A 21,442-nucleotide genomic window follows, 5' to 3' on the forward strand; every position below is an offset into this window, starting at 1 on the left:
AGTCAGTCAGAGTGCAACAAAGGGACATTGATCCCAAAGGGGGGCGGGCGAAGCGGGCGGGACCGATCAGTCCTCGAATACTCGCAGTTGACCGTTCTTGTACCAACCCGATCGGGTGGTGTCGGCGGTGTCCACGTCAGCGGGCACAGCGTTCGGGTAGTACTGCTCGTAGCGCTCGAGTGATCCCCAGTCCCTCGCCCAGTCGTTTTTCAGGTAGGTGGGGACGGTGATGGGCTTGGCGAGCAGTTCGGACCATCCCAGGGGGCCGCCGTTCTCGCCCGATTGCCAGGTGTCGGTGGAGCTGACGGCCAGTGGGCGGTCGGGGAGGATGCGGTATCCGGGCACCTCGGCGACGCCGTATCGGTGGTCGAAGGGTCGTTGGCACGGGAACTGCAGTCCGACGGCCCAGTCGAGCAGTACGGGCTGCTCGCTGCCGATCATGGTGTTGAGGTTGTCCATCACCGGGACTCGCGGCGGGGTGAACGCGAGCCACTGGTCGCCGGTGAGGTTGGGGTCGTTGGCGACGATACGGACGGCGTCGGCGTCGGGTGCGATGTCCGACAACGGGATTCGTAGGTTACGCCAGGAGGGCGCGGGTCCGATGTCTCGTGGGAGGAAGGTTCCCTGAGCTTGGACGGTTCCGTCGGGCTGACGCTTGCCGTATTCGAGCAGGAGCGACTGTCCGTAGGTGAGGGCTCCGGTGTCGTCGTACGACCAGATGCGTCCGGCTGCGGAGAAGACGACCAGGGGTGCGTCGTCGCTACGAGCGGGCAGTTGGTACCAGCTCGACGTCGCCTCCGCGGGCTCTTGGATGCCTTCCTGGTACGAGCCGAGTACCGGGGTGGTGGCGGGGTCGAGGCCGAAGGGCAGGGCTGCATTGGAGCCGTTGACGCCCACTGCTCCGGTGCCGCCTGCGGTTCCGGAACTCTGGCCTTCCTCGAAGGCCGGTCCGACGGCCTGTTGGTCGGTGTTACCTTGTCCTGGTTTGACTTCCACGGCGTCGGCACTGAGGTCGCTGGGAATGCCGTTTGCGGTGAAGTTACGCAGGGTGGAGCTCGATCCGCCGAGCGGGCCTGCGGTGGCATCGAATTCGCCCGGCAATGGGCTGAGTATGCCTGCGTTGGGATCGGATTCGACGAGTACGTCGTTGGCAAGCCCGCACGAATTGCCCAGAATCGATTGCACATTCGAGCGTGCGAGCGAGTAGGCGGGGTACTGCGAGACGGCACCCTTGACGAGCGAGAGCACCTCGAACAGCACCATGATTCCGGCGATGACGGTCAGCGGTGCCGCGGCGAACTTTCGGATGCGCTTTCCGCGCTCGGATGTCGGCTTCGGCTGCGGGGGAGCGTATCCCTCGCGCAGGTACTGGAAGGCGGCCACGGCGAGTACCAGTCCGAACAGGATCAGGAACAGGGTGCCCGATTCGTTGCCACCCAACGACACCGTCTTGTCGAACCACGGCACGCCGTAGCTCGAGACGTACCAGTAGCCGTTGATGCCCGAGAACGACAGTGCGAGAACGAACATCAGCCCGGCCGCGAACAGCGATCGGTTGCGCCGCGAACGCAGGGCGCTGGCAGAGACGGCGACGGCGGTCAGGGCCGCGAGTCCACCGGCGATTCCGGCGTAGGAACCGAAGTGGTGAGTCCACTTGGTGGGGTTGAACATCATGAAGAAGATGGTGCCGAGCACGACGCCGAGCAGACGCCAGGCCGGCCCGTTCGCAATACCGGGGATGCGTCGACGACGCAGCAGTACGAACAGTGTGGTGAACAAGCACAGGATCATCGCCAGGAACGCGAAGCGGCGCGCGACGGAGCCGTCCACGGTCTGGACGAACAGGTAGTAGTACCGCAGGAAGTCTTGGTACCAGGCCTCGTTGGGGCCGATGATGGTGCGCACTCGGGTGGATTCGATGACCGTCGCGTACGTCTGGTCGGCGAACACCACGACGAGGACGAGCACACCGGCCGCGGCCAACGGTGCCAGCAGTGCGAGGGTGCCGACCTGGCGGTGGCGTCGGACGACGATCCGCGCAATCGGTCGGGCTCCGGCGAGAAGGGCTGCCACACACATCAATCCGGTGGGAGCCGCGGCGAGGGTGAAGGCTCCGATGAGGCACGCTGCGGCGGCGGGCAGGAGGCGTCCGGTGGCGATGGAGCGTTCTATCGAGCACCAGGTGAGCAGTGCGCCGAGAGCGACGATCGGCTCGGGACGGAGGCCGTTGTTGTAGGGGAGCCAGAAGGCCAGGAACACCAGTCCGCCGGTCCACAGGGCGACGTTGGATTTACGCACGGCACGGCCGAGGCGCGGAACGACCTCACGGCTGATCACCATCCAGCACAGGACTGCGGCGATGAGGGCAGGCAGGCGCATCCACGGGCTCGCGGTCGAGACCTTGGCGAAGACGGCGAGCACGTCGTAGTACCAGCCGAACGGCGCTTCGGGTACGCCGAACCAGCGGAAGTAATTGGCCATGTAGCCGGAGTGGTCCGCGGCGCGGGCCATCGTGAGCAGGTAGCCGTCGTCGGAGGTATTCGCGCCGACGAAGTGCCATCCCAGCAGGACGCCGACGACGGTGACGTCGACTCCGGTGAATTTCCACCAATGGGACGGGAAGAAGCGGCGGTGCGCGCGGCCGTCGGTGCCGTCGAGCCGGCCGAGTGCGCCGATCGCCAAGACGGTGCAGGCGATCGCGAGGATCATGATCAGACCCTTGAGCAACGTCGGCGACGAGGAGAAGCGGGAGTCGACGTCGACGGTGACGGACATGTCGGCCGGGGCCGCGCCGCTCAGATCGCTGAAGATGCCGACGACCTGGGGACGTAGATCGCCGTCGAGCCGGCCTTGCAGCGGCCTGCCGTCGTCGTCGGTCAGTCCGGTGAAGGCGGCGGAGGTGTACTCGTCGTTCGAGGTGATCTCGATGGCTGCGCAGCGAGTGCTCTGGACGTCGGCGCGAGGTGCCGTCGCGACGACGACGTTGCGGTCGAGCACATCGACGTTCGATTCGCCGACGCGCACGAACAAACTGTTCAGTGCAGCGCCTTCACCCTGTGGGGGTGCGGTCGCCAACAACAACCCGCCCGACGCGGGAAGTGCGGCGACAGCAGAGCACGGCAGTGTCGCTGTGAGGCTCACCGGTGCCTGGGACACCAGCGGGGCGTCCACGTCCTCCAGGAGCCCGTTCTGCGGCCACGAGATGGTCGCGTCGGTCTCGGTGACAGGCGCGAACGGGGTGATCAGTGCGAACAGCACACCGAGCACGCCGGCGACCATGGCGATCAGCCGAGGGATTCGTACCTGAGCACGAAGTTCGTCCGAGGCTCCGAGTGGAGCGGGGACGAGAGGACCAGCTGATGAATCTGTCACGACGTCGGGCACGATTGTCGATGTTATGCGAGCGTGACGTAGAGGTCACACAGGCACCGGCCCCGTAACCGTTCCAGAAACGGGGAATCAGTCGGTTTTCATCGGTCCGTCGCTGGACAGTCCGGACCGCGACTGCTGCTCGACGGTGATCCGAGCGGTCGCGGCAGAAGGATCGAGTGGCGTGTATCTCTCGATCGAACCCCAGTCCCGGGCGTAGTCGTCGGCGAGATACGACGGCAGTGTCTGGGCTCCGAGCAGTAGTTCGGTCCAGCCGAGTGGGCCACCGCCGATCGAGTCCTGCCAGGCGTTGGTGGATTCGGCCCCGGTGCGGTCGGGCAGAATTCGGTACTTCGGTACCTCGGCTACGCCGTCGCGATGATCGAAGGGTCGCTGGCACGGGAACGCCAGTCCGACGGCCCAGTCCAGCAACACCGGATCGGTCGATCCGACCAGCGAGTTCAGTGTCTGTGTCCTCGGGACGCGCGGCGGGGTGACGGCAAGCCATTGATCGCCGGTCAGATCGTTGTCCTCGGCGACTATGCGAACGGCGTTCGCCTCGGCCGGTAGGTCGCTCATGGGGACCCGCAGGTTGCGCCACGACGGTGCCGGGCCGATGTCGAGGGGTGTGACGCGGCCCAGTGCCCGGACGTCGCTGCCGTCGCGGCGTCCGTATTCGAGTTCGACGGTTTGGCCCGGGGTGACGATGCCGTCCTTGTCCACCGATCGGATTCGACCGGCGGCAGCGATGGCAATGAGGTCGCCGTCTTCGGGCAGCGAGTACCAACCCGAGGTCAGGGACGCAGGCTCGGTGGCACCGAAGCTACCCAGCACCGGTGTGGTCGCGGAATCGAGGCCGAAGGGCAGAGCGACTGTGCTGCCGTTGATTCCGACGTTCTCGTTGGTGCCGCCGGACGTTCCGGCCGAGTTCGACGACGTCGCCGCTGCGCTCTCCTCGGAGTCCTGCGGCCGGATGGAATTGGCACTGCCCTGTGCGGTGTCCTCGGAGTCTGCGGTCAGATCCTGCGCGACGCCGTCCGGTGTGAATCCGGTGCTGCCACCTGCTCCGAGCGCATCCGCGGCGGGTTCGATCGGTTGCAGCACTGATCCGTTGACGTCGGTCTCCACCTGCACATCACCGGCGAGTCCGCACGAGTTGCCGGCCAGGGCCGAGAAGTTCGAGCGCGCGATGGAGTACGCGGGGTATTGCGCCACAGTACCTTTGACGAACGAGAGCACCTCGAAGGCAACGACACCGCCGGCCACGATGGTCAGCGCGGACGGTGCGAAGCGGCGACGCGTAGTAGTTTCTGCTGTGCGATAAGGCAATCGGAGGTGTTGGTAGCCCGCGTACAGCAGTGTCAGCACCGTCAGGCCGAGCAGGATCGTCGAGAAGCCCTTGCCGGCAATGGACGGCGGCTTGTCGAACCACGGAATGCCGTAACTCGACACGTACCACCAACCGTTGGAGCTGGTGAACGCGACCGCCGTCATGAACAGCACGGCGGCGGTGAACAGCGTTCTGTTACGCGGAGATCGCGCGGTCGCCGCAGTCACGGCCACTGCCGCCAGTGCGGCCAGCGACGCCGCGAGACCGGCGTACACACCGAAGTGGTGGGTCCACTTGGTGGGCGTGAACATCATCAAAGCCAACGCGCCCAAGATGATTCCGAGTATCCGACGCGATGGCCCGGTGGCCGTGCCCGGGATGCGTCCGTTCTTGCGGAGCATCACCGCGATGCACACGACGATGCACAGCAGCATCGCGAACATGCCGAATCTTCGGGCGAGCGAACCGTCGGGTGCGATGGTCATCAGTGCGTCCCAGCGCACGCGTTCCTCGAACCACGGCACGTTCGGTCCGATGGCCGAGCGCACCCGTGTCGCCTCGAGTACCGTGCTCAGCGTCTGATCGGCGAAGATCGCGATCAACACCGCCAGTCCCGACGCGATCAGCGGCGCGAGAACGGCGAGCAGACCCACGTCACGGGCTCGCTTGACCACGATCATCACCAGTGGCCGCAGCCCGGCGAGCAGAGCGGCCACGGCGATCAGGCCGGTGGGTCCGGCGGCGAGCGAGAATGCGGCGATCAGGGTGCCGATCGCGGCGGGGAGCAGCCGTCCGGTAGCGATGGCGCGTTCGATCGAGCACCACGTCAACAATGCGCCGAGGGCGATGATCGGTTCCGGGCGCAGTCCGTTGTCGTAGGGGAGCCAGAACGCGAGAAACACGAATCCGGCGGTCCACAGTGCGACACGGTTGGTGAGAACCGCGCGGCCGAGGCGCGGGATGACCTCGCGGCTGATGACCAGCCAGCACAGCAACGCCGCGATGGTGGCGGGCAGGCGCATCCAGATGCTGGCCGTGCTGACCTTGGCGAGGGCAGCCAGCATGTCGTAGTAGGGCATGCCGAACGGTGCTTCCGGAACGCCGAACCAGCGGAAGTAGTTGGCCATGTAACCGGCGTTCTCGGAGACGCGGGCCATGTTGAGCAGGTAACCGTCGTCGGAGGTGTTCGCGCCGATGAAGTGCCACAGAACGAGCACACCCACCACGACGGCGTCGACGCCGGTCACGGACTTCCAGCGCGAGGGAAGGAATCGGCGGTGGCGTCGCCCATCCATGCCGTCGAGCCGGTGCAGCGCGAACAGGGCGGCGATGACAGCGAGTGCGCCGACGATCATCGCCAGCAATTTGAACGTCGTCGGTGCGGAGGAGTAGCGCGAGTCGATGTCCACGCGCACGTTCAGTCCGTCGACCGGTGCGTCGAGATCCGTGAACACGCCCACGACCTGGGGCCGAACGTCTCCGTCCACGGTGTTCGCCTCGCCGTCGAGGTCGACGACCGTGCGGGTGGCGTTCGAGGACACTGTCAGCGCGCAGTTACCGCTCAGCTCGTCGACGGGTGCCTCGGCGAGAACGCGATCGCGCAGCAGCACCTGCAGTCGGCCGTCGTCGACCCGCACGATCAGTGCTTTCTGCTCGGTCTTCGCAGCTGCGATGGGTGCGGTGGACACCAGCGTGCCGCCGTCGGCGAGCGCAGTGGCTGCGCTGCAGGGAACGGTTGCCTCGAGGTCGACGGGCGAGTAGCTGACCAGCGGGGCGTTCACGCTGCCGAACGAGCTCTGCGGCCACGAGAGCGCAGCGACGTCCTGCTGAACCGGCAACAGGGGAGTCGCGATGGCCAGAACCGCACCGATGATGCCGGTGATGATCGCTACCAGCCGGGCGGTCTCGAGTTTCGGAGCGGTCTCAGGCACACCGGCGATGTTATTGGACGAGCGTGCGCACATCCCACACCCATACGCCACCGGTGTATTCCGGCTGCAGGCCGAGCAGTTCGGTGACGGTGGCGCGCAGTGCAACGGTCCGCTTGCTCGGCGGCAGTACGACGACGTCGGCCTCCCAGAACGTCAGATCTTCGACGGCCTGCGCGCGTTGATCGTCGGTAATCTCCGGGACAGTGCCCTGGTCGTATACCGAACCCAGCAACAGTGCCGTCGGCCGGTCGACGGCTCCGTACTTGGCAACCTTCTCTTCTTGATCGCTCGGTCCGACGAAGTACCCTGCTGCCAGCTTGAAGCCCATGTCGGCGTCCATCTGCCAGCGCAGCGGACGGGCGTCCTCGGGCCGGGGCAGGGGCACGGTGACAACGGAACCGTCGTCGACGAAGTTCTCCCACTCGCCGTCGGCGAAGAATTCCGGCGTCGGAGATTTGTCGACGGCGACCAGCGGCGTCGGGATCAACGGAACGAGTGCGAGCGCGAGTCCGGCGATCCAGAACGCAGGCAGTGGACGCAGCCCGTTCCGGAACGTCCGATCGGTGGCCAGCACGAGCAGCAGGGCCAGCGCCGGTACCGCGCCCAACGCGAAGCGGGTCTCGAGGACGGATTCGACCAGGGGGTACTCGGCGAGCTTCGTCCACGGCAGGGTGATGCCGGTGTCGTTCTTGCCGATCATCAGTGTGGCACCCAGTGACAGCACGCTCATGACGACGGCCGTTGCTACCGCCGCTCTGGCGCAGGCGACGCGCCACATCCACACGGCCGCCACCAGGCACAGCACCAGCAACGGCCACCCGAAGTACGCATTCTCCTCGGTGGCGTTGATGCGGACGTTCTGCCCCGGAGTCGCGACTCCGCCGATCGATTGCGTCGGAAACTGGAACAGGGCCTTCGCGTCGTTGCCCATCGGGCCGTGTTCGAGGAAGGAATACGACTGCGGCCCGAAGAACTGCCACCACAGCGGCAACGCGACGATCGCCAGCGCGATACTCGCGGAGACAGCGAGCCGGGGCACCGCATTGCGGACGGCGGGCCAGAGAGAACGTGGCCGCGACACGTAGTAGACGACGGCGAAGATGGCGAACGACATCGCGAAGATCAGCAGCGGCTCTTCGCCGAGCAGGATCTGCAGCGCGACGATCAGGCCGAGCCCGACGGTGTTCTTGGTGGTTCCGCCGCCGTGGGCGATGCGGGTGACCAGCATCGCGATGACCGGGAGCAGGAACAGCACCACGAAGTTGGGGTGGCCGTTGGCGTGGGAAATCGCGCCGGGAGCGAATCCGCACAGCGCACCGCCGATCGCGGCGGCACCCTTGGAGGCGTTGAGCTGACGCGAGAACAGCCAGTACCAGGCGAACGAGGTTCCGGCGAGGCCGGCGGTGAGGGCGATCGCCCAGGTGACCGTCGGTCCGAAGAGCAACGTGATCGGAGCCAGTGGAATCGAGATGCCGAACATCGCGGTGTTCGCCATCAGATTCACCCCGAGTGGGTAATTCTGCAGGTCACTCGACAGTGGGTTGTCCAGATGCGCGACGGCATGGGCCGCGACGGAGAAGAACCACTCCCACATCGTCTGATCCTGGCCACTGTTGTAGAGGTAGCCGCCGTTCAGATTGCGCCACTGACCCTGCAGGACGTAGACGGCGGCGATCAGAAATCCGACTGCCGCCACGACGTCGCCCCGCCCGACGCCAGAGTGTCGAGCCGGTGCCGTGATCGGCTGCCGCTCGAGAACGCTCTGGTCGTGGGTGGTCATCGCGTCGAGATTACAGAAAGATCACGGTGGGCGAAAACTCGAACGACCTGGGTCACATAGGTGGGTAGTGACGCGCTCGCTGATTGTGGGTCGCCATTTCGTCCGGCTGTAGCGCTGTGCACAAGATCGATACTCCGGCCGACTGGTCTCCGCGTAGATGTAACCCGGTTGGCAGCCGGACGACACCTGATCTGTGCCGACCGGCCACTGGTGGCGGGGATGGCGGCAATGCCCGCCGGCGTCATATCCCGAAGAGCGCGTCCTACCCTCACAGAACGTGTTGCAGTGCTTCACTGTAGGACGGTCAGTCCTTGTGACGCTGCGATTACTGCCGCGTGAGACCTTGTGCCACAACCGATCTTGATGAAGATATGTTCGAGATGCTTGCCGACCGTGCGAGCCGAGCAACCGATCGACGATGCGATGGCACTGTTGGTAGACCCGCGGGTGAGGCCGTCCAGAACCTGCAATTCCGCCGACGTGAGCATGTAGGGAAGCGGTTCGGTCGACTCGCGGACCAGTAGACCGCCGGGTACGGCCTGGGTATGGACGGTGTGCCACCGGCCGCGGTGATCTCTCCACCTGCTGATCTTGCTGACCCCGGACTGGGAGAAGCGCAGTAGCGCGGATACCAGGTCGGAGTCGGCCGTCAGCATTGGGCCCTGGTCTGTACCTGCGACCTCTGCGATGGAACCGTCGAGACGGACCAGCGCTGTTCCGTCGGCGGCCGTGGGCATCGTTGCCAACAGACCTGCGATGGCACGATTTTTGTCGACCAGCGCGCCGAGAACGCCTTGGAGACGGAGAAGGTGGGTGACGGTGGGCCCCGCCAGGGCCACCTCACTGTCAGCGTTCAGGTGCAGACATCCGGTGTATCGGCCGTCGCGTGTGTACAGACGCATCGTCGTACCGTCCGTGTACCCGTTCGGACCGAAGACCTCCTGTATCGAAAATGATCTCCCGTAGTCGAAAGGAAAATCGCGCCAGCGGCGAGGAGTGGGATCTACGTTCTCCATGAATGAGAATGCTTCGTCTCGTGTGACGAACCCTGTGTCGAGATACTCGACGACGCTCGGCGGGTATCCGTCGCTTGCAACCGTCAGGTGGCGACGCTCGACCGGGTCATATGCCGCCACCGAGCAACCCGCCAGCGGGATCCACTCGTTGATCAGTGCCAAAATTTGATGGGCGTCCCGCTCCACATGAGCCGGAATGCTCTCCGCCGCGACCCACGAGACCTCGCTCAAAGTGTGCTCGAAATCCATGGATGGCCTCACCTCGGATCGGTAGCCGGTCCTCGATCAGGTTACGCGTCGCCGGTTGAAACGGAGTTTCAAGACCGAAAGATACGCAACTTGACGTATGTCGGGCGATGCCCATCCGCTCATATGTTTACAGCCTCCACCAGTACGAACGAGAGGCACACAGATGTCGTCAGATCATTTGAGTCAGATCGAAGACCTCAACCGCGGCTTCGGTGAAGCCTTTTCGCGGGGGGATGGCGCCGGGGTCGCCAGCGTGTATGTCGACAACGCGATCCTGCTGCCTCCTGGCGGTCCCACCGTGCACGGCCGAGACGAGATCGCGTCGTTCTGGCAAGGGGTCATCGATGCCGGGGGTGTCGCTATCGAACTCGAAACCGTCGCACTCGACTTCTTCGGAGACGTAGCTCGCGAAATCGGTCGAGGCGATCTGACGATGGCGAGTGCAGACGGGTCCACATCGAAGAGCGGACTGAAATACGTCGTGTTCTGGATGCTGACGTCCAATGGATGGCGTTACGAAACGGACATTTGGAATGCAGAATCCGACGAGCAGGCGTGAGGCGAACATGACAAAGTTGGACGACTATCGACACCTGTCCGCCTCGGATCTCGCGGCTGCTGTGAAAAGTGGAGATCTGCGTGTGGTCGACGTCGCTGAGGCGGCACTCGATCGGTTGGATGCCACCAACCCGACGTTGAATGCTCTCATCTACGTCGATCGAGACCAGGTCATGGCCGACGCGCGCACACTCGATGACGAAGCGCGAACCGGGGACTTTCGAGGCGCGCTACACGGTGTGCCGTACACCATCAAGGACCTGACGGAAATGCGAGGGTTGCCCTTCACGATGGGCTTCCAGCCGTTCGCGGACAGGCTCGGTACCACCGATGCGGCGATAGTGACCCGCATGCGTGAGTCCGGGGGCCTGTTCATCGGCAAGACGAACACCCCGGAAATGGGCTACTACGGCGGATGCGACAACCATCTGTTCGGACCGACCCACAATCCGTTTGCCCACGGACACACTGCCGGTGGTTCCAGCGGTGGGGCCGCGGCTTCGGTGGCCGCCGGTGTAACTCCACTCGCAGAAGGAAGCGATGGAGCTGGATCGGTGCGCATCCCCTCATCGCTCTGCGGCACAGTGGGGCTCAAGCCCACAACGGGCGTTATTCCGCAGACTCTATTCCCTGGCCGCTACAACACCTGGTTGTTCCACGGACCGATCACACGAACGATCGATGACAACGCTTTGATGTTGGACGTTCTCGCCGGTCCCGATGTGTCGGATCCGCTGTCTCTCCCGGAGGCCCGAAGCCCGTTCCTGCAGAGGCACGACAGCGACATCACCGGGATGAAAATTGCCTGGTCGCCGGACCTCGGTACAGGGCAGCATGTGGACCCGGAGGTCTTGCGCCAGTGTGAGCAGGTGCTCGATGTGCTGTCCGACGCCGGTGCGGACATCACACATGCAGGTCCGGATTGGCGGCCGCCCTCACAGGCGATGTGGAATTCGACCTGGGTACCAGGCTTCTCGACCGCGTACGACCTATTCGATTGGCAGTCCATGCGCGGAAAAGTCGACGACAATCTGATCGAGATCATGGCCGACGCCGAACGCACAACCGCTGTCGATGTGGGCCGCGCCGACGCCGAACGAGGCGCGATGTGGAACACCTGGACAGAGTTTCTCACCCGCTTCGACGTCGTTGTGTCACCGACGCTGACCAGCGCAGCGTTTCCGCTCGACCAGTTCGCCCCGAAGTGGCTGGATGGACGCAGCGTCCGGGAGCAAGTGCTCGACTGGCTGCTCACGTACCCGTACAACATGCTCGGCGCACCAGCACTCACTGTGCCAGCCGGGATGACCTCTGACGGAAAGCCCGTCGGATTCCAGATCGCCGGGCGGCACCGAGCCGAGACGACGTTGCTCAGAGTCGGCCGGGTGATCGAAGCGAAACGACCGTGGATCGGGAGCTACGACGCCATACCCTGAACCGGTATCGAGGCAGCTCGCGGATGGTGTCGACCGAGTGTGGTGGTTCCATCACTCACTGCTCCTTTCAAGGTCAAGCCGACGCCGGCAACACGGCCGCGCCTGATGGTGCTCCTGTATCCGGTGGGGTCGGTGAGAATTCTTGTGGAATCGGCCGATGCACCCAGTGGACCGGTCATCGGAAATCTCGGGTGGCACACATCAGCGGTACCAACCGCTGATGTGTGCCACGGCTCGTGCGCATGGTTGGCCTCTTCGTCGACTTCTTCATGCGGTGCGCGGATCACCCGACGTCGATACCGGCTCGCTCGTGGATCGCGGGCACCTGCCTCTACGGCAACGCGCTACTCCACGGCGAAGCTCGATTGCACGCGCAAGGTGAAACACCCTGTCAGGTAGTTCGAACCACCAATGCGAAGGGGCCGATGTCGGTGACGGTGAACCGCGGATCCTCGAACAGTGATTCGGGGAAGGTAACGGTGTAGCGGCGCACATTCGGGTCGTTGGGGTAGACGTCCTCGGCCAGGCGCAGGGTGTAGCCGTCGGCTCCGCGTCGGAACAGGAACGCATCGGGCGCGCGCCACTGGCTGTTGTCGAGCGCGTCGATCAACTGATCGGGTGTCTCGAGCTCGGTCCACTGCTCGATGGCCTGGGCTCGCTGATCGAACTGCGCCAGTGGGTTCGCGTAGTGCGACGTCAATCCCTGGAAGCCGAAGTACGGGTAGTAGCTGAGGAACGACGTGTCGGCGGTCAGGAGGACGGTCTCGTCGCGCGGGCGCTGGGTCTGCTCGGTCAAGGTCTCGTCGACCTCGCGGTAGTACGAGACCGCGCTCGGTGGACGCATGTCGGCGCGGTTACCGTCACCGTCGGTGTCGGAGTACGCGACGGTGATCTCGGTTTGCAGCACCTGTGGGATGTTCTGCGCGAAGGCCATCGCACCGATGATCGCCACGGCGACGGCGGCGATACGGAACTTCGGTGGCTCGTTGATCGCCTGATAGAGCGCGTGGCTACCTTCGAGGAAGCCGAAAACCCCTGCGCTGCCGAGCAATACGATCAAGACCGCTTCGAGTCTGAACGAGAGCAAGGTGGTGCCCGCGGCCGATGCCGCCATGGATAGCAGTGTCCACAGGTAGATCGAGACGACGCCGACGCCCAGTGCTTGTGCTCGACGCGACGACGAGAATCGCACCGCGATCCACACCGTTCCGATGAGGCACAGCGCACCCATCATCGAGAATTCGAACATCGGGAAAGGAAGCGTTGCACCGGCTTCGGGCAGATAGTGCAGTGCGGTACCCGACGTGGACGGTGCGCCGCGCAGGAAGTCGACGAGGTACGGCAGCCACACCGTCGCGGCGATGAGACCCGATATGACGGCGATCGCGGCGACCTTGATCACGATGGGAACCAGTGCGCGCCAGGCTTTGCGCTCGCGGTAGGCCAGAACGCCCGCGAACAGGGCCATCAGTACTACGGTGAACGCGGCCAGACCGAGGTACAGGGTGTAGAACGTCGCGGCCAGTCCGAGGAAGAGGCCGGTACCGAGCACTGCGCCCCACCCGCCTGCGCGCCCCCCACTCGGGATGAATGTCCCATTCTTTCCGTCTGACTGACTGAATGCCACATTCATCCCGGCGGGCCGGTGCAACGCACCCCAAGCCAGCAGCAATGCCGGGGCGAACAGCAGCACGATGACAGCACTGTAGGCCTCGGGGGAGGCGTAGGCGACGACGAGTGCAGTGGTGACGGCGCTGACGGCGACGGCCCAGTCGGCACGGATCAGCGCCTTCCACAGCACGAACGATACGACCGATGTGACAGCAAGCAGCCCGATTGCGTAGGGCTTGAACACTTCCCAGCCGTCCATGCCCAGTACGTTGCCGACGCGTCCACCGAGCCAGAACCAGCCGGCAGGATAAAACGGCGGGATGTCGGCGTACGTCATGTCGCGCAACGACGCCGAATCGGTCAGGCGCGTCAGGTATTCGGTACGAAACTCTTGGTCGACGGAGATGCCGAACAGGTACAGCTTGGTTGCGGCCAAGGGCATACCGAGGGTGACGGTGACGAAGCCGGACAGGCCGACCCACGTCGCAAGCCGAGCGACCCACGGCCACTTCTGGATTCGGTACAGGTAGATCGACGCGGCGAAGAGGGCCGCAGCTACTACCTGGCCCAGGGTTGTTTGAGCGCGAGTGACGTTGGACGAGTTGAACGCCGGCCACTGAACCAGTGAGAAGGCGTACAACCCGACCGTCGCCACCACGACTGCGACGAGCGCACCGAGAGCGATCTCCCCAGCGGCAGAAGCGGTTCTGCGGGCCGGTGCAACCCCGTCAGTCATCGAGATCAGATGGGCAGCTTGCGGAAAATCGGCCGCGGTACGTGTCGCAGCACCATCATCACCAGACGCCACGGTGCGGGAGTCCAGATGAGCGGGGTGCCCTTGCGTGACGCGTTCACCGCGAGTTTCGCGATGACCTCCTTGTCGACGGTCATCGGCGCTTCCTTGACGTGCGCGCTGAACTTGGTGCGCACCATGCCCGGGCGAACGACGGTGACCCGAGGGCCGAACTCGCGCAACGCTTCTCCGAGTCCGAGGTAGAACCCGTCGAGGCCGGCCTTGGTGGAGCCGTAGACGAAGTTGGAGCGACGAACCCGCTCGCCTGCCACCGAGGACATGACGATGATGCGGCCGTACGCCTGCGCCTTCATCTTCTCGCCCAGCAGCACACCGACCGACACCGAAGCGGTGTAGTTGATGTTCGCGGCGAGGACGGCCTTGCGCTGGTCCTGCCAGAGCTGCTCGGCATCGAAGTCGACGGCGAAGGCGACGATGGCGACATCGACGTCACCCTTGGCCCAGGCGGCGTCGATCACCTTCGGGTGCGACGCGGTGTCGAGAGCATCGAAGTCGATGACCTCGACCGACTTTGCGCCCTTCGCGGTCAGTTGCGCGACGGCACTCTCGCGCAGCGGATCGTTGGGCAGCGCAGCGAGGATGACGCGTGCCGGAGAATTCGACAGGTACTCCTCGGTGATTGCGAGTCCGATCTCGCTGGTGCCACCCAGAACGAGAATCGTCTGCGGGTTACCTACGGCGTCTATCGTCACAGCAGTTCCAGCCTTCTGGCCATATCGGAGGCGAAAACGCCTGTGGGGTCGACGGATCGGCGGACCTTGATCCATTCGTCGATCCGGGGATACATCGAGTGGAAGGTTTCGGCGTCGGTGCGAGAATCCTTCGCGGTGTAGAGGCGACCACCGAATTCGAGCACGCGCTTGTCGAGCTCGCGCACCATCTCGTTCAGGCCCGCCTTGATCGGGAAGTCCATCGCCACGTTCCAGCCGGCCATCGGAAAGCTCAGCGGCGCTTTGTTTCCCGGTCCGAACAGCTTGAAGACGTTGAGCGCCGAGTACTGACCGGAACGCTGGATGAACCGAATGATGTCCTTGAACTCCTCGAGCGCCTCGGTGGGAACGAGGAACTGGTACTGCAGGAATCCCTTGGGGCCGTAGCCCCGGTTCCACTCACCGACGAGGTCGAGTGGGTGGTAGAACTGCGTCAGGTTCTGCACCTTGCCGGTGTAGTTTCCGCCCATGCGGTAGTAGGCCTCGCCGATCATGCTCATCGACAGCTTGTTCAGCCCACTGATCGGGAAGATGTCCGGCACCGTCAACAGCTGGGGTGCGTCGAACTTCAACGGATCCTTCTGCAGTTTCGCGGGAAGTTCGTCGAACTTCGCGAGCGAGCCGCGAGTGATCGTCGCGCGCCCGAGCTTGGGCGGCGCACTCATGACGTCGAACCAGGCGCTCGAGTACGTGTAGTTGTCCTCGGTGCCGTCCTGATGAGCGGCGACTGTCTCGTCGAGGCTCTCGGTGCGGATGCCGTCGTTGATGAAGTACGCCGTTTCGGTCGGCGTCATCTCGATGGTTGCGCGCAGGATGATGCCGGTCAGACCGTTGCCGCCGACCGTCGCCCAGAAGAGTTTGGCGTTCTTGCCCGACGGCGTCAGATGCCGGATCTGACCGTCCGCGGTGAGCAGTTCCATCGAGCGGACGTGGTTGCCGAAGCTACCCGCGCTGTGATGGTTCTTGCCGTGGATGTCGCACCCGATGGCACCACCGATGGTGACCTGACGCGTACCCGGCAGCACCGGAACCCACAGACCGAACGGCAGCGCAGCGCGCATCAGCTGGTCGAGACTCACGCCGCCGTCCAGATCGACGATCCGTGTCGCGGTGTCGATGCTGTAGATGCGATTGAGCGCCGTCATGTCGATGACGAGCCCGCCGGAGTTCTGCGCGTTGTCCCCGTACGAACGGCCTAGGCCGCGAGGAATGACGCCACGTCGCAGATAGGACGGCTTGGAGTCGTTCTGCTCGGCGACCTGCTTGACCGCGTTGGCGATGAGCTCGGGGTCGGAGGTGGCGAGCACCTCTCCGGTCGAGCGCGCTGTGCGACCGAATCCGGAGATCGTGCGGGTCTGCGTGGGTAGCGGCGCAGTGTTCCCGGCCTGTGGTTCCAGGGGGAAGAGTGCGTCGTCGGCTGTCGTGGACATCGCTCAAGAGGGTACCCGCATCGCAGCAGCAGCTAATGTCAGTCCTCGTGTCCACCCCTGATCGCTCCATCGAAGACGGCTCCGGGAACGACGACTGGTCGCCCGAGGACGAAGAGCTGCAGCATCACGTTCCGTTACCCGTCGAGCTGCCACTGACCGAGAACATCGCCGACGCGGCCCTCGATCTCAAGACGCAGGTGCTGCGGTTCTTGGCGACGGGGGTGCTGTCGGCAATCGTGGATCAGGGCGTCAACCTGATCCTGCACTTCGTGTTCGGCGTCGGGGTCACCCTCGCCAAGGCCATCGGCTTCGTGCTCGGAACCACCACCGCGTATCTGATCAATCGACGTTGGACGTTCAATGCGGCACCGTCGCGTGCCCGCTTTCTGGCCGTCGTGGCGCTGTACGGAGTCACCTTCGCCGTCCAGGTCGGCATCTACACCTGGCTCTACCAGGCTCTACCCGACGGTTTCTGGTACGCCAACGTGGCCTTCGTCGTCGCGCAGGGCACGGCGACGGTCATCAACTTCCTCGTGCAGCGGTTCGTGATCTTCAAGATCCGGTAGAGCGGATTGGTCAGCTATTCCACTCGCACATGACGAATGCGCGCGCGTTTGCGCCGGATCCCCAGCAGACCTACGGGAGAGTTACACCTGGAAGGTGGGTAGGTTTCCTGCTTCGAGGGCTTCGGCGAGGGTGGGGGCGGCTTTGTCTTTGTCGGAAAGCTCGTAGGTCAGAGGCGATCCGTCGCGTGCGGTGGTGGGCCAGTCGATGCCCAGGGCGGAGTCGAGGGGGTTGATGTCTCGGTCCAGTGCGGGGGTGTATTCGAGGCTGCACAGGTACATGACGGTGGAGTTGTCTTCGAGGGAGAGGATGGCGTGGCCGAGTCCTTCGGAGAGGAACACCGCTTTGCGGTCGATGTCGTCGATGAGCACGCTGTCCCATTGCCCGAACGTCGGGGAGCCGACGCGGAGGTCGACGATGACGTCGAGGAATGCGCCGCGGGCGCAGGTGACGTATTTCGCTTGGCCGGGTGGGTTGGTGGTGAAGTGGATTCCGCGGAGGACTCCGGCGGCGGAGACCGAGCAGTTCGCTTGCTGCAGGTCCAGCGTGCGGCCGGTGGTGTCGGCGAAGAGGCCGGCTTTGAACCATTCGAAGAACACGCCGCGGTCGTCCCCGAATTGGCGTGGGGTGTATTCGTAGGCTCCGGAGATGGTCAGTTCACGGAAGGTCATCGGTGTCCTCGGTCGAGAAGGTCCAGCAGGTAGCGGCCGTAGCCGGATTTGACGAGCGTCTCGGCGCGTGCGCGGAGTTCGTCGTCGGTGATGAATCCTCGTCGCCAGGCGACTTCTTCGGGTGCCCCGATCTTGAGTCCTTGGCGTTGTTCGATGGTGCGTACGTAGTTCGAGGCGTCGAGGAGGGAGTCGAAGGTGCCGGTGTCGAGCCAGGCGGTGCCGCGGGGCAGCACTTCGACCTGGAGTCGGCCGGCGTCGAGGTAGTGGCGGTTGACGTCGGTGATCTCGTATTCGCCGCGGGCGGAGGGGTGCAGGTCGCGGGCGATGGCGATGACGTCGTTGTCGTAGAAGTACAGGCCGGGGACGGCGTAATTCGATTTCGGTGCGGCCGGTTTTTCTTCGAGCGAGATCGCTGTGCGGTTGTCGTCGAATTCGATGACGCCGTAGGCGGTGGGGTCGGAGACCTCGTAGGCGAACACTGCTCCGCCGTCGATGCGCTCGAAGCGGGAGAGTTGGGTGCCCAGGCCGGGGCCGTAGAAGATGTTGTCGCCGAGGACCAGTGCGGCGGAGTCGGTGCCGATGTGCTCGGCACCCAGGACGAAGGCTTGGGCGAGTCCGTTGGGTTCGTGCTGGACTTTGTAGGTCAAGGAGATGCCGAATTGGGAGCCGTCGCCGAGGAGGCGAGTGAATTGGTCGGCGTCCTGGGGTGTGGTGATGACGAGGATCTCGCGGATCCCGGCCAGGATCAGGGTCGAGAGTGGGTAGTAGATCATCGGTTTGTCGTAGACCGGGACCAGCTGTTTGCTCACGCCCATGGTGATCGGATGAAGACGCGAGCCGGTGCCGCCCGCCAGAATGATTCCCCGCATGACCGCGCAGTCTTCCAGACGCTCCGATGACCCGCTCGGTTGTGTGTCACCCATTTTCGCTGCGTGGGCTGCGAGGTGCACCTAGGCTCGCCGCATACCGAGCCCGCCGAGAGAACCGAGGACCACGATCGTGACGAGCCGCACCCAGATCGATACCGGCATCAACTAGGTCACCACGCTTCTCGCTGCAGCTACGGGCGACGCGAGGGCGTCGTCGACGCCGTGTACCGAGTGGACCGTCGCCGACTTGACGGACCACCTGGTGCACACCGCGAGTCAGTTGGTCACGATGGCCCGCGGCGAAGAGATCGATTGGACGGCCTCGCCACAATCGGTCTCCGACCCGATCCCGTTGTGGACCGAGCGCACCGGTGAACTGCTGGCGGTGATCGACGCCGGATCACCGCTACCGCTCGGCATGGTCGCTGCCGAGCTGTCGGTTCATGCGTGGGATCTCGCCACAGCACTCGGGCACGAAACCGATGATTTCGACCAGGCCTTGGCGGAGGAGGGGATGGCGTTCATGTCGGAGAATGTGACCGACGAACGCCGAGCAGGTGCTTTCGACCCGGAGCAACCCGCACCGGACGGAGCCAACGCCTACGAGCGTCTCGCTGCCTTCGCCGGACGCACAGTCGCGCGTTCCTGAGGCCTCCGTCGGCGTCGGCTCATTCCCACGGAATTCGGTACGGCTGAGCCCCGACGTCGACCTCTGTGGTCGATGTGGGCCACGCGGTCGGCCAGTCGATCTGTGGATCGCGCTTCAGCTCGTCGACCTCCGGAGGCAGCGGAGAGGCGTCCACAGCGATGCGTTCCCAGCTGCACTCTCCAGTCTCGACGCGCCTCGCGTAGTGAATCAGTTCGGACGACGCTCGCGGGGACGATGCCAAGCGGGCCAGCAGTTCCTTTGTGACAGTTCGGGTATTCGCTGCGGGTAATTCGGTGTTCACCGCTCGTGTGCGTGCAGCCCGAAGCTCGCCGCAGGATGCCATCAGTCGGTCGTAAGCAGCGCGGGCGTGCGGAGGAAGGGACTCGATCATGCGTCCCGCCATGGTTCGTCGCTGGTGCCGACGGAGAAGTCCTCGTCCGGAGTGTCGAGTACCGGCCGGATATCTGCTGTTCTGCCCGCTTCGACGAACTGCTTGCCGTCGTCGATGACGTCGTTCAGCGGGCCTAACGTGTCGTCGATCTTCTTACCCGCTTGTCCTTCGGGATCACCGAGCGCGTCGAGGAACGCGCCGAAGTCGTCGACCACCTTTTCGATCTTCACAATGAGATCCTTGGTCAGTTCCATTGCTGTCCAGCACATTTCAACGATGCTCTCGACCTGCCATGCGGTGCCGACCACCGGGACCTTCTTGATCATGACCTTCAATGCACCGTGGGCGTTGTCGACCGCGACCTCGGACTCGAGAAGTTCGACGACTTTCCGAACCACTGTCAACGCAGCATCGCGAAGTTGCTCGGCGATGGCTGTACAGACTGCGGAGACCGTTCGTCCGGCAGGCCCTTCCCATCGCATCGCGTTCGTCTGTCGGTCGGCGTAATCGGTGAATGCCTGTGCGGCAGCACCGTTCCAGTAGCTGTCGACGCGGCGTACCCCAGTCGCGAACGACTCCGCGGCAGCTTCCATTGCGTCACCTGCGATCTGGTAAGCCTGGCCGATTCTCCCGATCTCGTTCCAATTGCCGGTGATCGGAACGGTTGCCTCGTTCAGAGGACTCCATCCGGAGAGTTCGAAGATCGTCCTGTCGATCTCTCCGAGCCAACCGGCGGCTTCGGTCAGTGCATCGCGAACATCGTCGACGGCCGGATTCGGTGCGGGATAGTCGATACCGTGAGGTCGGCCGTAGTCGGCGGCCCCGTCGAATTCGTCCACTGACCCTACGGCGGCGCGATCCGAGCTCCCGCGGTCCAAGCCGGGTAGCGGTGGCAGCGACGTGTGGGCGTTGAGCAGGTCGTGGTTTCGCCGATCCTGATCGGCATACAGCCACGCCGCCTTGTTGAGTTCGGCCCCCATCTCGCTGCAGTTGGCAGAGAGGTGAACGTGTCGGGTGCGGGTCATGCCTGCGAAGCCGTCGATATAGGGCTGCAGTCTCTTCAGGATCTGCCCGGTTATGTTCTCGCCGAGCCTCGCGTGGTCGAGCAAATAGTGGTGACTGGCCAGAGTGTCGACGCTGATGCGATCGAGAAGATTTCCGAGGCCGGCAATTTCGGATGGCTCGCCCTCGAAGGTCTCCTCGGTCACCGCGGCTGCCCCGTCTGCGAATCAGGCTTTCGTAGCGTCGAGATCAGGGCGTCCACAGTCGAGTAATCCAGCGAGCCCTCGTTGTTCCGGTCGAGCTGGACCATGAATACTGCGACCGTTGCCGTTGCGAATCCGGGCATCGCAACTACGTCGAACGTGGCCGTGGTTGGGCTGCATGTGGCGCTGGCGTGGATCCCCGAGCCACGAACGGTGTATCGCACGGCAGGCTCTCCGTCGACCTCGATGTCCTGAGGCTCGGAGTATTCGATGTGTGGCGGGGCAGCGGAGTCATCGCCGAAGACCACTTCCGCACCGCGAGCAGCGTCCAGTGCTGCGGCGTGCAAGTCCATTCCGTTGCGGCCGGTCATACCGGCCTCTGCCAGCGACGACCCGTCCACTTCTGGGCAGTAGCCGTAGCCGTAATCGGCGCTGGCACCGTAGACGACCGATTTACCATCATTCGACCAGCCAGCGATACCAGTCGAGAAGTTCCGCCAATCCGCCGGAATCTCGTAGGTCCAGCCGAATTTGGTTGCGATGGGCTGCGGCCGGCCGTCGGGCACCTCGATTTTCGGTGGTGGACGGTTCATCGACGGAAACCCTGGCGGCAGCGGCGGCGGGACCGTCGTCGAACCCGTTGTTTCCGCCGACACCGGCGGCAGTGCCTGCACACCCGCGTACGGTTCCGGCACCTGCGGTGCCAGTTTCGGAATTGCCCACATGATGCCGACCAGCAGCGCTACCGATGCCGCGAGACGAATCAGAATTTTGCCGAGACCCATTGACGTACTCCCCCCGAAGTCGAACAGAAGCTAGCACGTGCGGCAGACAAGAACGGCCCGCAGCAGCCTCCACC

General features: G+C 64.2%; 15 protein-coding genes and 1 pseudogene. 4 read left to right on the top strand and 12 right to left on the bottom strand.

Features of this window, described 5'->3' with window-relative positions; translation table 11 throughout:
- Positions 1–66: 66 nt before the first annotated feature.
- From ACFI9K_RS11815 to ACFI9K_RS11830, 4 genes are all read right to left on the bottom strand, one after another.
- Positions 67–3,384 carry an arabinosyltransferase domain-containing protein gene (locus ACFI9K_RS11815; protein ID WP_462663672.1) on the bottom strand — a complete coding sequence of 1,106 codons (3,318 nt, stop codon included), beginning with the start codon at positions 3,382–3,384 and terminating at the stop codon, positions 67–69.
- Between the two features lie 75 nt (positions 3,385–3,459).
- Complete coding sequence (locus ACFI9K_RS11820) at positions 3,460–6,663, bottom strand: arabinosyltransferase domain-containing protein (RefSeq protein ID WP_462663673.1); 3,204 nt, start codon at positions 6,661–6,663, stop codon at positions 3,460–3,462.
- Positions 6,641–8,410, bottom strand: a complete 1,770-nt coding sequence (locus ACFI9K_RS11825; RefSeq protein WP_462663674.1) for a glycosyl transferase — start codon at positions 8,408–8,410, stop codon at positions 6,641–6,643. Before ACFI9K_RS11825 ends, ACFI9K_RS11820 begins: the two co-directional genes overlap by 23 nt.
- 290 nt (positions 8,411–8,700) lie before the next feature.
- A complete protein-coding gene (locus ACFI9K_RS11830; protein WP_462663675.1) occupies positions 8,701–9,675 on the bottom strand; it encodes a helix-turn-helix transcriptional regulator in 975 nt (324 codons plus the stop codon).
- A gap of 163 nt (positions 9,676–9,838) precedes the next feature.
- Between ACFI9K_RS11830 and ACFI9K_RS11835 the strand changes: the two genes are divergently transcribed.
- Both ACFI9K_RS11835 and ACFI9K_RS11840 read left to right on the top strand, forming a co-directional pair.
- Entirely contained in the window at positions 9,839–10,234 is a 396-nt protein-coding gene (locus tag ACFI9K_RS11835) for a YybH family protein (protein ID WP_462663676.1), read from the top strand.
- Between the two features lie 7 nt (positions 10,235–10,241).
- Positions 10,242–11,669 carry an amidase gene (locus ACFI9K_RS11840; RefSeq protein WP_462663677.1) on the top strand — a complete coding sequence of 476 codons (1,428 nt, stop codon included), beginning with the start codon at positions 10,242–10,244 and terminating at the stop codon, positions 11,667–11,669.
- A 391-nt stretch (positions 11,670–12,060) separates the two neighbouring features.
- On the opposite strand, the gene ACFI9K_RS11845 is transcribed toward ACFI9K_RS11840, so the two are convergent.
- The 3 genes from ACFI9K_RS11845 to ACFI9K_RS11855 are packed head-to-tail and all read right to left on the bottom strand — an operon-like array spanning position 12,061 to position 16,234.
- A complete protein-coding gene (locus ACFI9K_RS11845; RefSeq protein WP_462663678.1) occupies positions 12,061–14,016 on the bottom strand; it encodes a galactan 5-O-arabinofuranosyltransferase in 1,956 nt (651 codons plus the stop codon).
- Between the two features lie 5 nt (positions 14,017–14,021).
- Positions 14,022–14,786, bottom strand: a complete 765-nt coding sequence (locus ACFI9K_RS11850) for a decaprenylphospho-beta-D-erythro-pentofuranosid-2-ulose 2-reductase (RefSeq protein WP_462663679.1) — start codon at positions 14,784–14,786, stop codon at positions 14,022–14,024.
- Positions 14,783–16,234 (bottom strand): FAD-binding oxidoreductase, encoded by a 1,452-nt coding sequence (locus ACFI9K_RS11855; RefSeq protein ID WP_032405385.1) that lies wholly within the window; start codon positions 16,232–16,234, stop codon positions 14,783–14,785. Before ACFI9K_RS11855 ends, ACFI9K_RS11850 begins: the two co-directional genes overlap by 4 nt.
- A 47-nt stretch (positions 16,235–16,281) precedes the next feature.
- On the opposite strand from ACFI9K_RS11855, the gene ACFI9K_RS11860 reads away from it, so the two are divergent.
- Positions 16,282–16,800, top strand: a complete 519-nt coding sequence (locus tag ACFI9K_RS11860) for a GtrA family protein (protein WP_462663680.1) — start codon at positions 16,282–16,284, stop codon at positions 16,798–16,800.
- Positions 16,801–16,881: 81 nt separating this feature from the next.
- Here ACFI9K_RS11860 and ACFI9K_RS11865 read toward each other — a convergent pair whose 3' ends face one another.
- Entirely contained in the window at positions 16,882–17,469 is a 588-nt protein-coding gene (locus ACFI9K_RS11865) for a dTDP-4-dehydrorhamnose 3,5-epimerase family protein (RefSeq protein ID WP_462663681.1), read from the bottom strand.
- Positions 17,466–18,338, bottom strand: coding sequence for a glucose-1-phosphate thymidylyltransferase RfbA (rfbA, locus tag ACFI9K_RS11870; protein WP_462663682.1), 873 nt, complete (start codon positions 18,336–18,338; stop codon positions 17,466–17,468). Before rfbA ends, ACFI9K_RS11865 begins: the two co-directional genes overlap by 4 nt.
- 187 nt (positions 18,339–18,525) lie before the next feature.
- Here rfbA and ACFI9K_RS11875 point away from each other — a divergent pair.
- Positions 18,526–18,987, top strand: a pseudogene (locus ACFI9K_RS11875) (maleylpyruvate isomerase N-terminal domain-containing protein); the annotation flags it as partial.
- A 19-nt stretch (positions 18,988–19,006) separates the two neighbouring features.
- Here the strand turns inward: ACFI9K_RS11875 and ACFI9K_RS11880 are convergent.
- The 3 genes from ACFI9K_RS11880 to ACFI9K_RS11890 are packed head-to-tail and all read right to left on the bottom strand — an operon-like array spanning position 19,007 to position 21,368.
- A complete protein-coding gene (locus ACFI9K_RS11880) occupies positions 19,007–19,378 on the bottom strand; it encodes a hypothetical protein (protein ID WP_462663683.1) in 372 nt (123 codons plus the stop codon).
- Positions 19,375–20,586 (bottom strand): hypothetical protein, encoded by a 1,212-nt coding sequence (locus ACFI9K_RS11885; RefSeq protein WP_462663684.1) that lies wholly within the window; start codon positions 20,584–20,586, stop codon positions 19,375–19,377. Before ACFI9K_RS11885 ends, ACFI9K_RS11880 begins: the two co-directional genes overlap by 4 nt.
- Positions 20,583–21,368, bottom strand: a complete 786-nt coding sequence (locus tag ACFI9K_RS11890; RefSeq protein ID WP_462663685.1) for a hypothetical protein — start codon at positions 21,366–21,368, stop codon at positions 20,583–20,585. The genes ACFI9K_RS11885 and ACFI9K_RS11890 overlap by 4 nt, the downstream gene beginning before the upstream one ends.
- Between the last annotated feature and the right edge of the window lie 74 nt (positions 21,369–21,442).

This window comes from Rhodococcus sp. PSi06 (assembly GCF_054960675.1).

Excerpts from the sequence above, each read along its gene's own strand:
- ACFI9K_RS11845 (WP_462663678.1), bottom strand. The coding sequence starts at position 14,016 with ATGACTGACGGGGTTGCACCGGCCCGCAGAACCGCTTCTGCCGCTGGG.
- ACFI9K_RS11835 (WP_462663676.1), top strand. The coding sequence starts at position 9,839 with ATGTCGTCAGATCATTTGAGTCAGATCGAAGACCTCAACCGCGGCTTC.
- ACFI9K_RS11820 (WP_462663673.1), bottom strand. The coding sequence starts at position 6,663 with ATGTGCGCACGCTCGTCCAATAACATCGCCGGTGTGCCTGAGACCGCT.
- ACFI9K_RS11830 (WP_462663675.1), bottom strand. The coding sequence starts at position 9,675 with ATGGATTTCGAGCACACTTTGAGCGAGGTCTCGTGGGTCGCGGCGGAG.
- ACFI9K_RS11855 (WP_032405385.1), bottom strand. The coding sequence starts at position 16,234 with ATGTCCACGACAGCCGACGACGCACTCTTCCCCCTGGAACCACAGGCC.
- ACFI9K_RS11825 (WP_462663674.1), bottom strand. The coding sequence starts at position 8,410 with ATGACCACCCACGACCAGAGCGTTCTCGAGCGGCAGCCGATCACGGCA.
- ACFI9K_RS11880 (WP_462663683.1), bottom strand. The coding sequence starts at position 19,378 with ATGATCGAGTCCCTTCCTCCGCACGCCCGCGCTGCTTACGACCGACTG.
- ACFI9K_RS11890 (WP_462663685.1), bottom strand. The coding sequence starts at position 21,368 with ATGGGTCTCGGCAAAATTCTGATTCGTCTCGCGGCATCGGTAGCGCTG.
- ACFI9K_RS11865 (WP_462663681.1), bottom strand. The coding sequence starts at position 17,469 with ATGACCTTCCGTGAACTGACCATCTCCGGAGCCTACGAATACACCCCA.
- ACFI9K_RS11840 (WP_462663677.1), top strand. The coding sequence starts at position 10,242 with ATGACAAAGTTGGACGACTATCGACACCTGTCCGCCTCGGATCTCGCG.
- rfbA (WP_462663682.1), bottom strand. The coding sequence starts at position 18,338 with ATGCGGGGAATCATTCTGGCGGGCGGCACCGGCTCGCGTCTTCATCCG.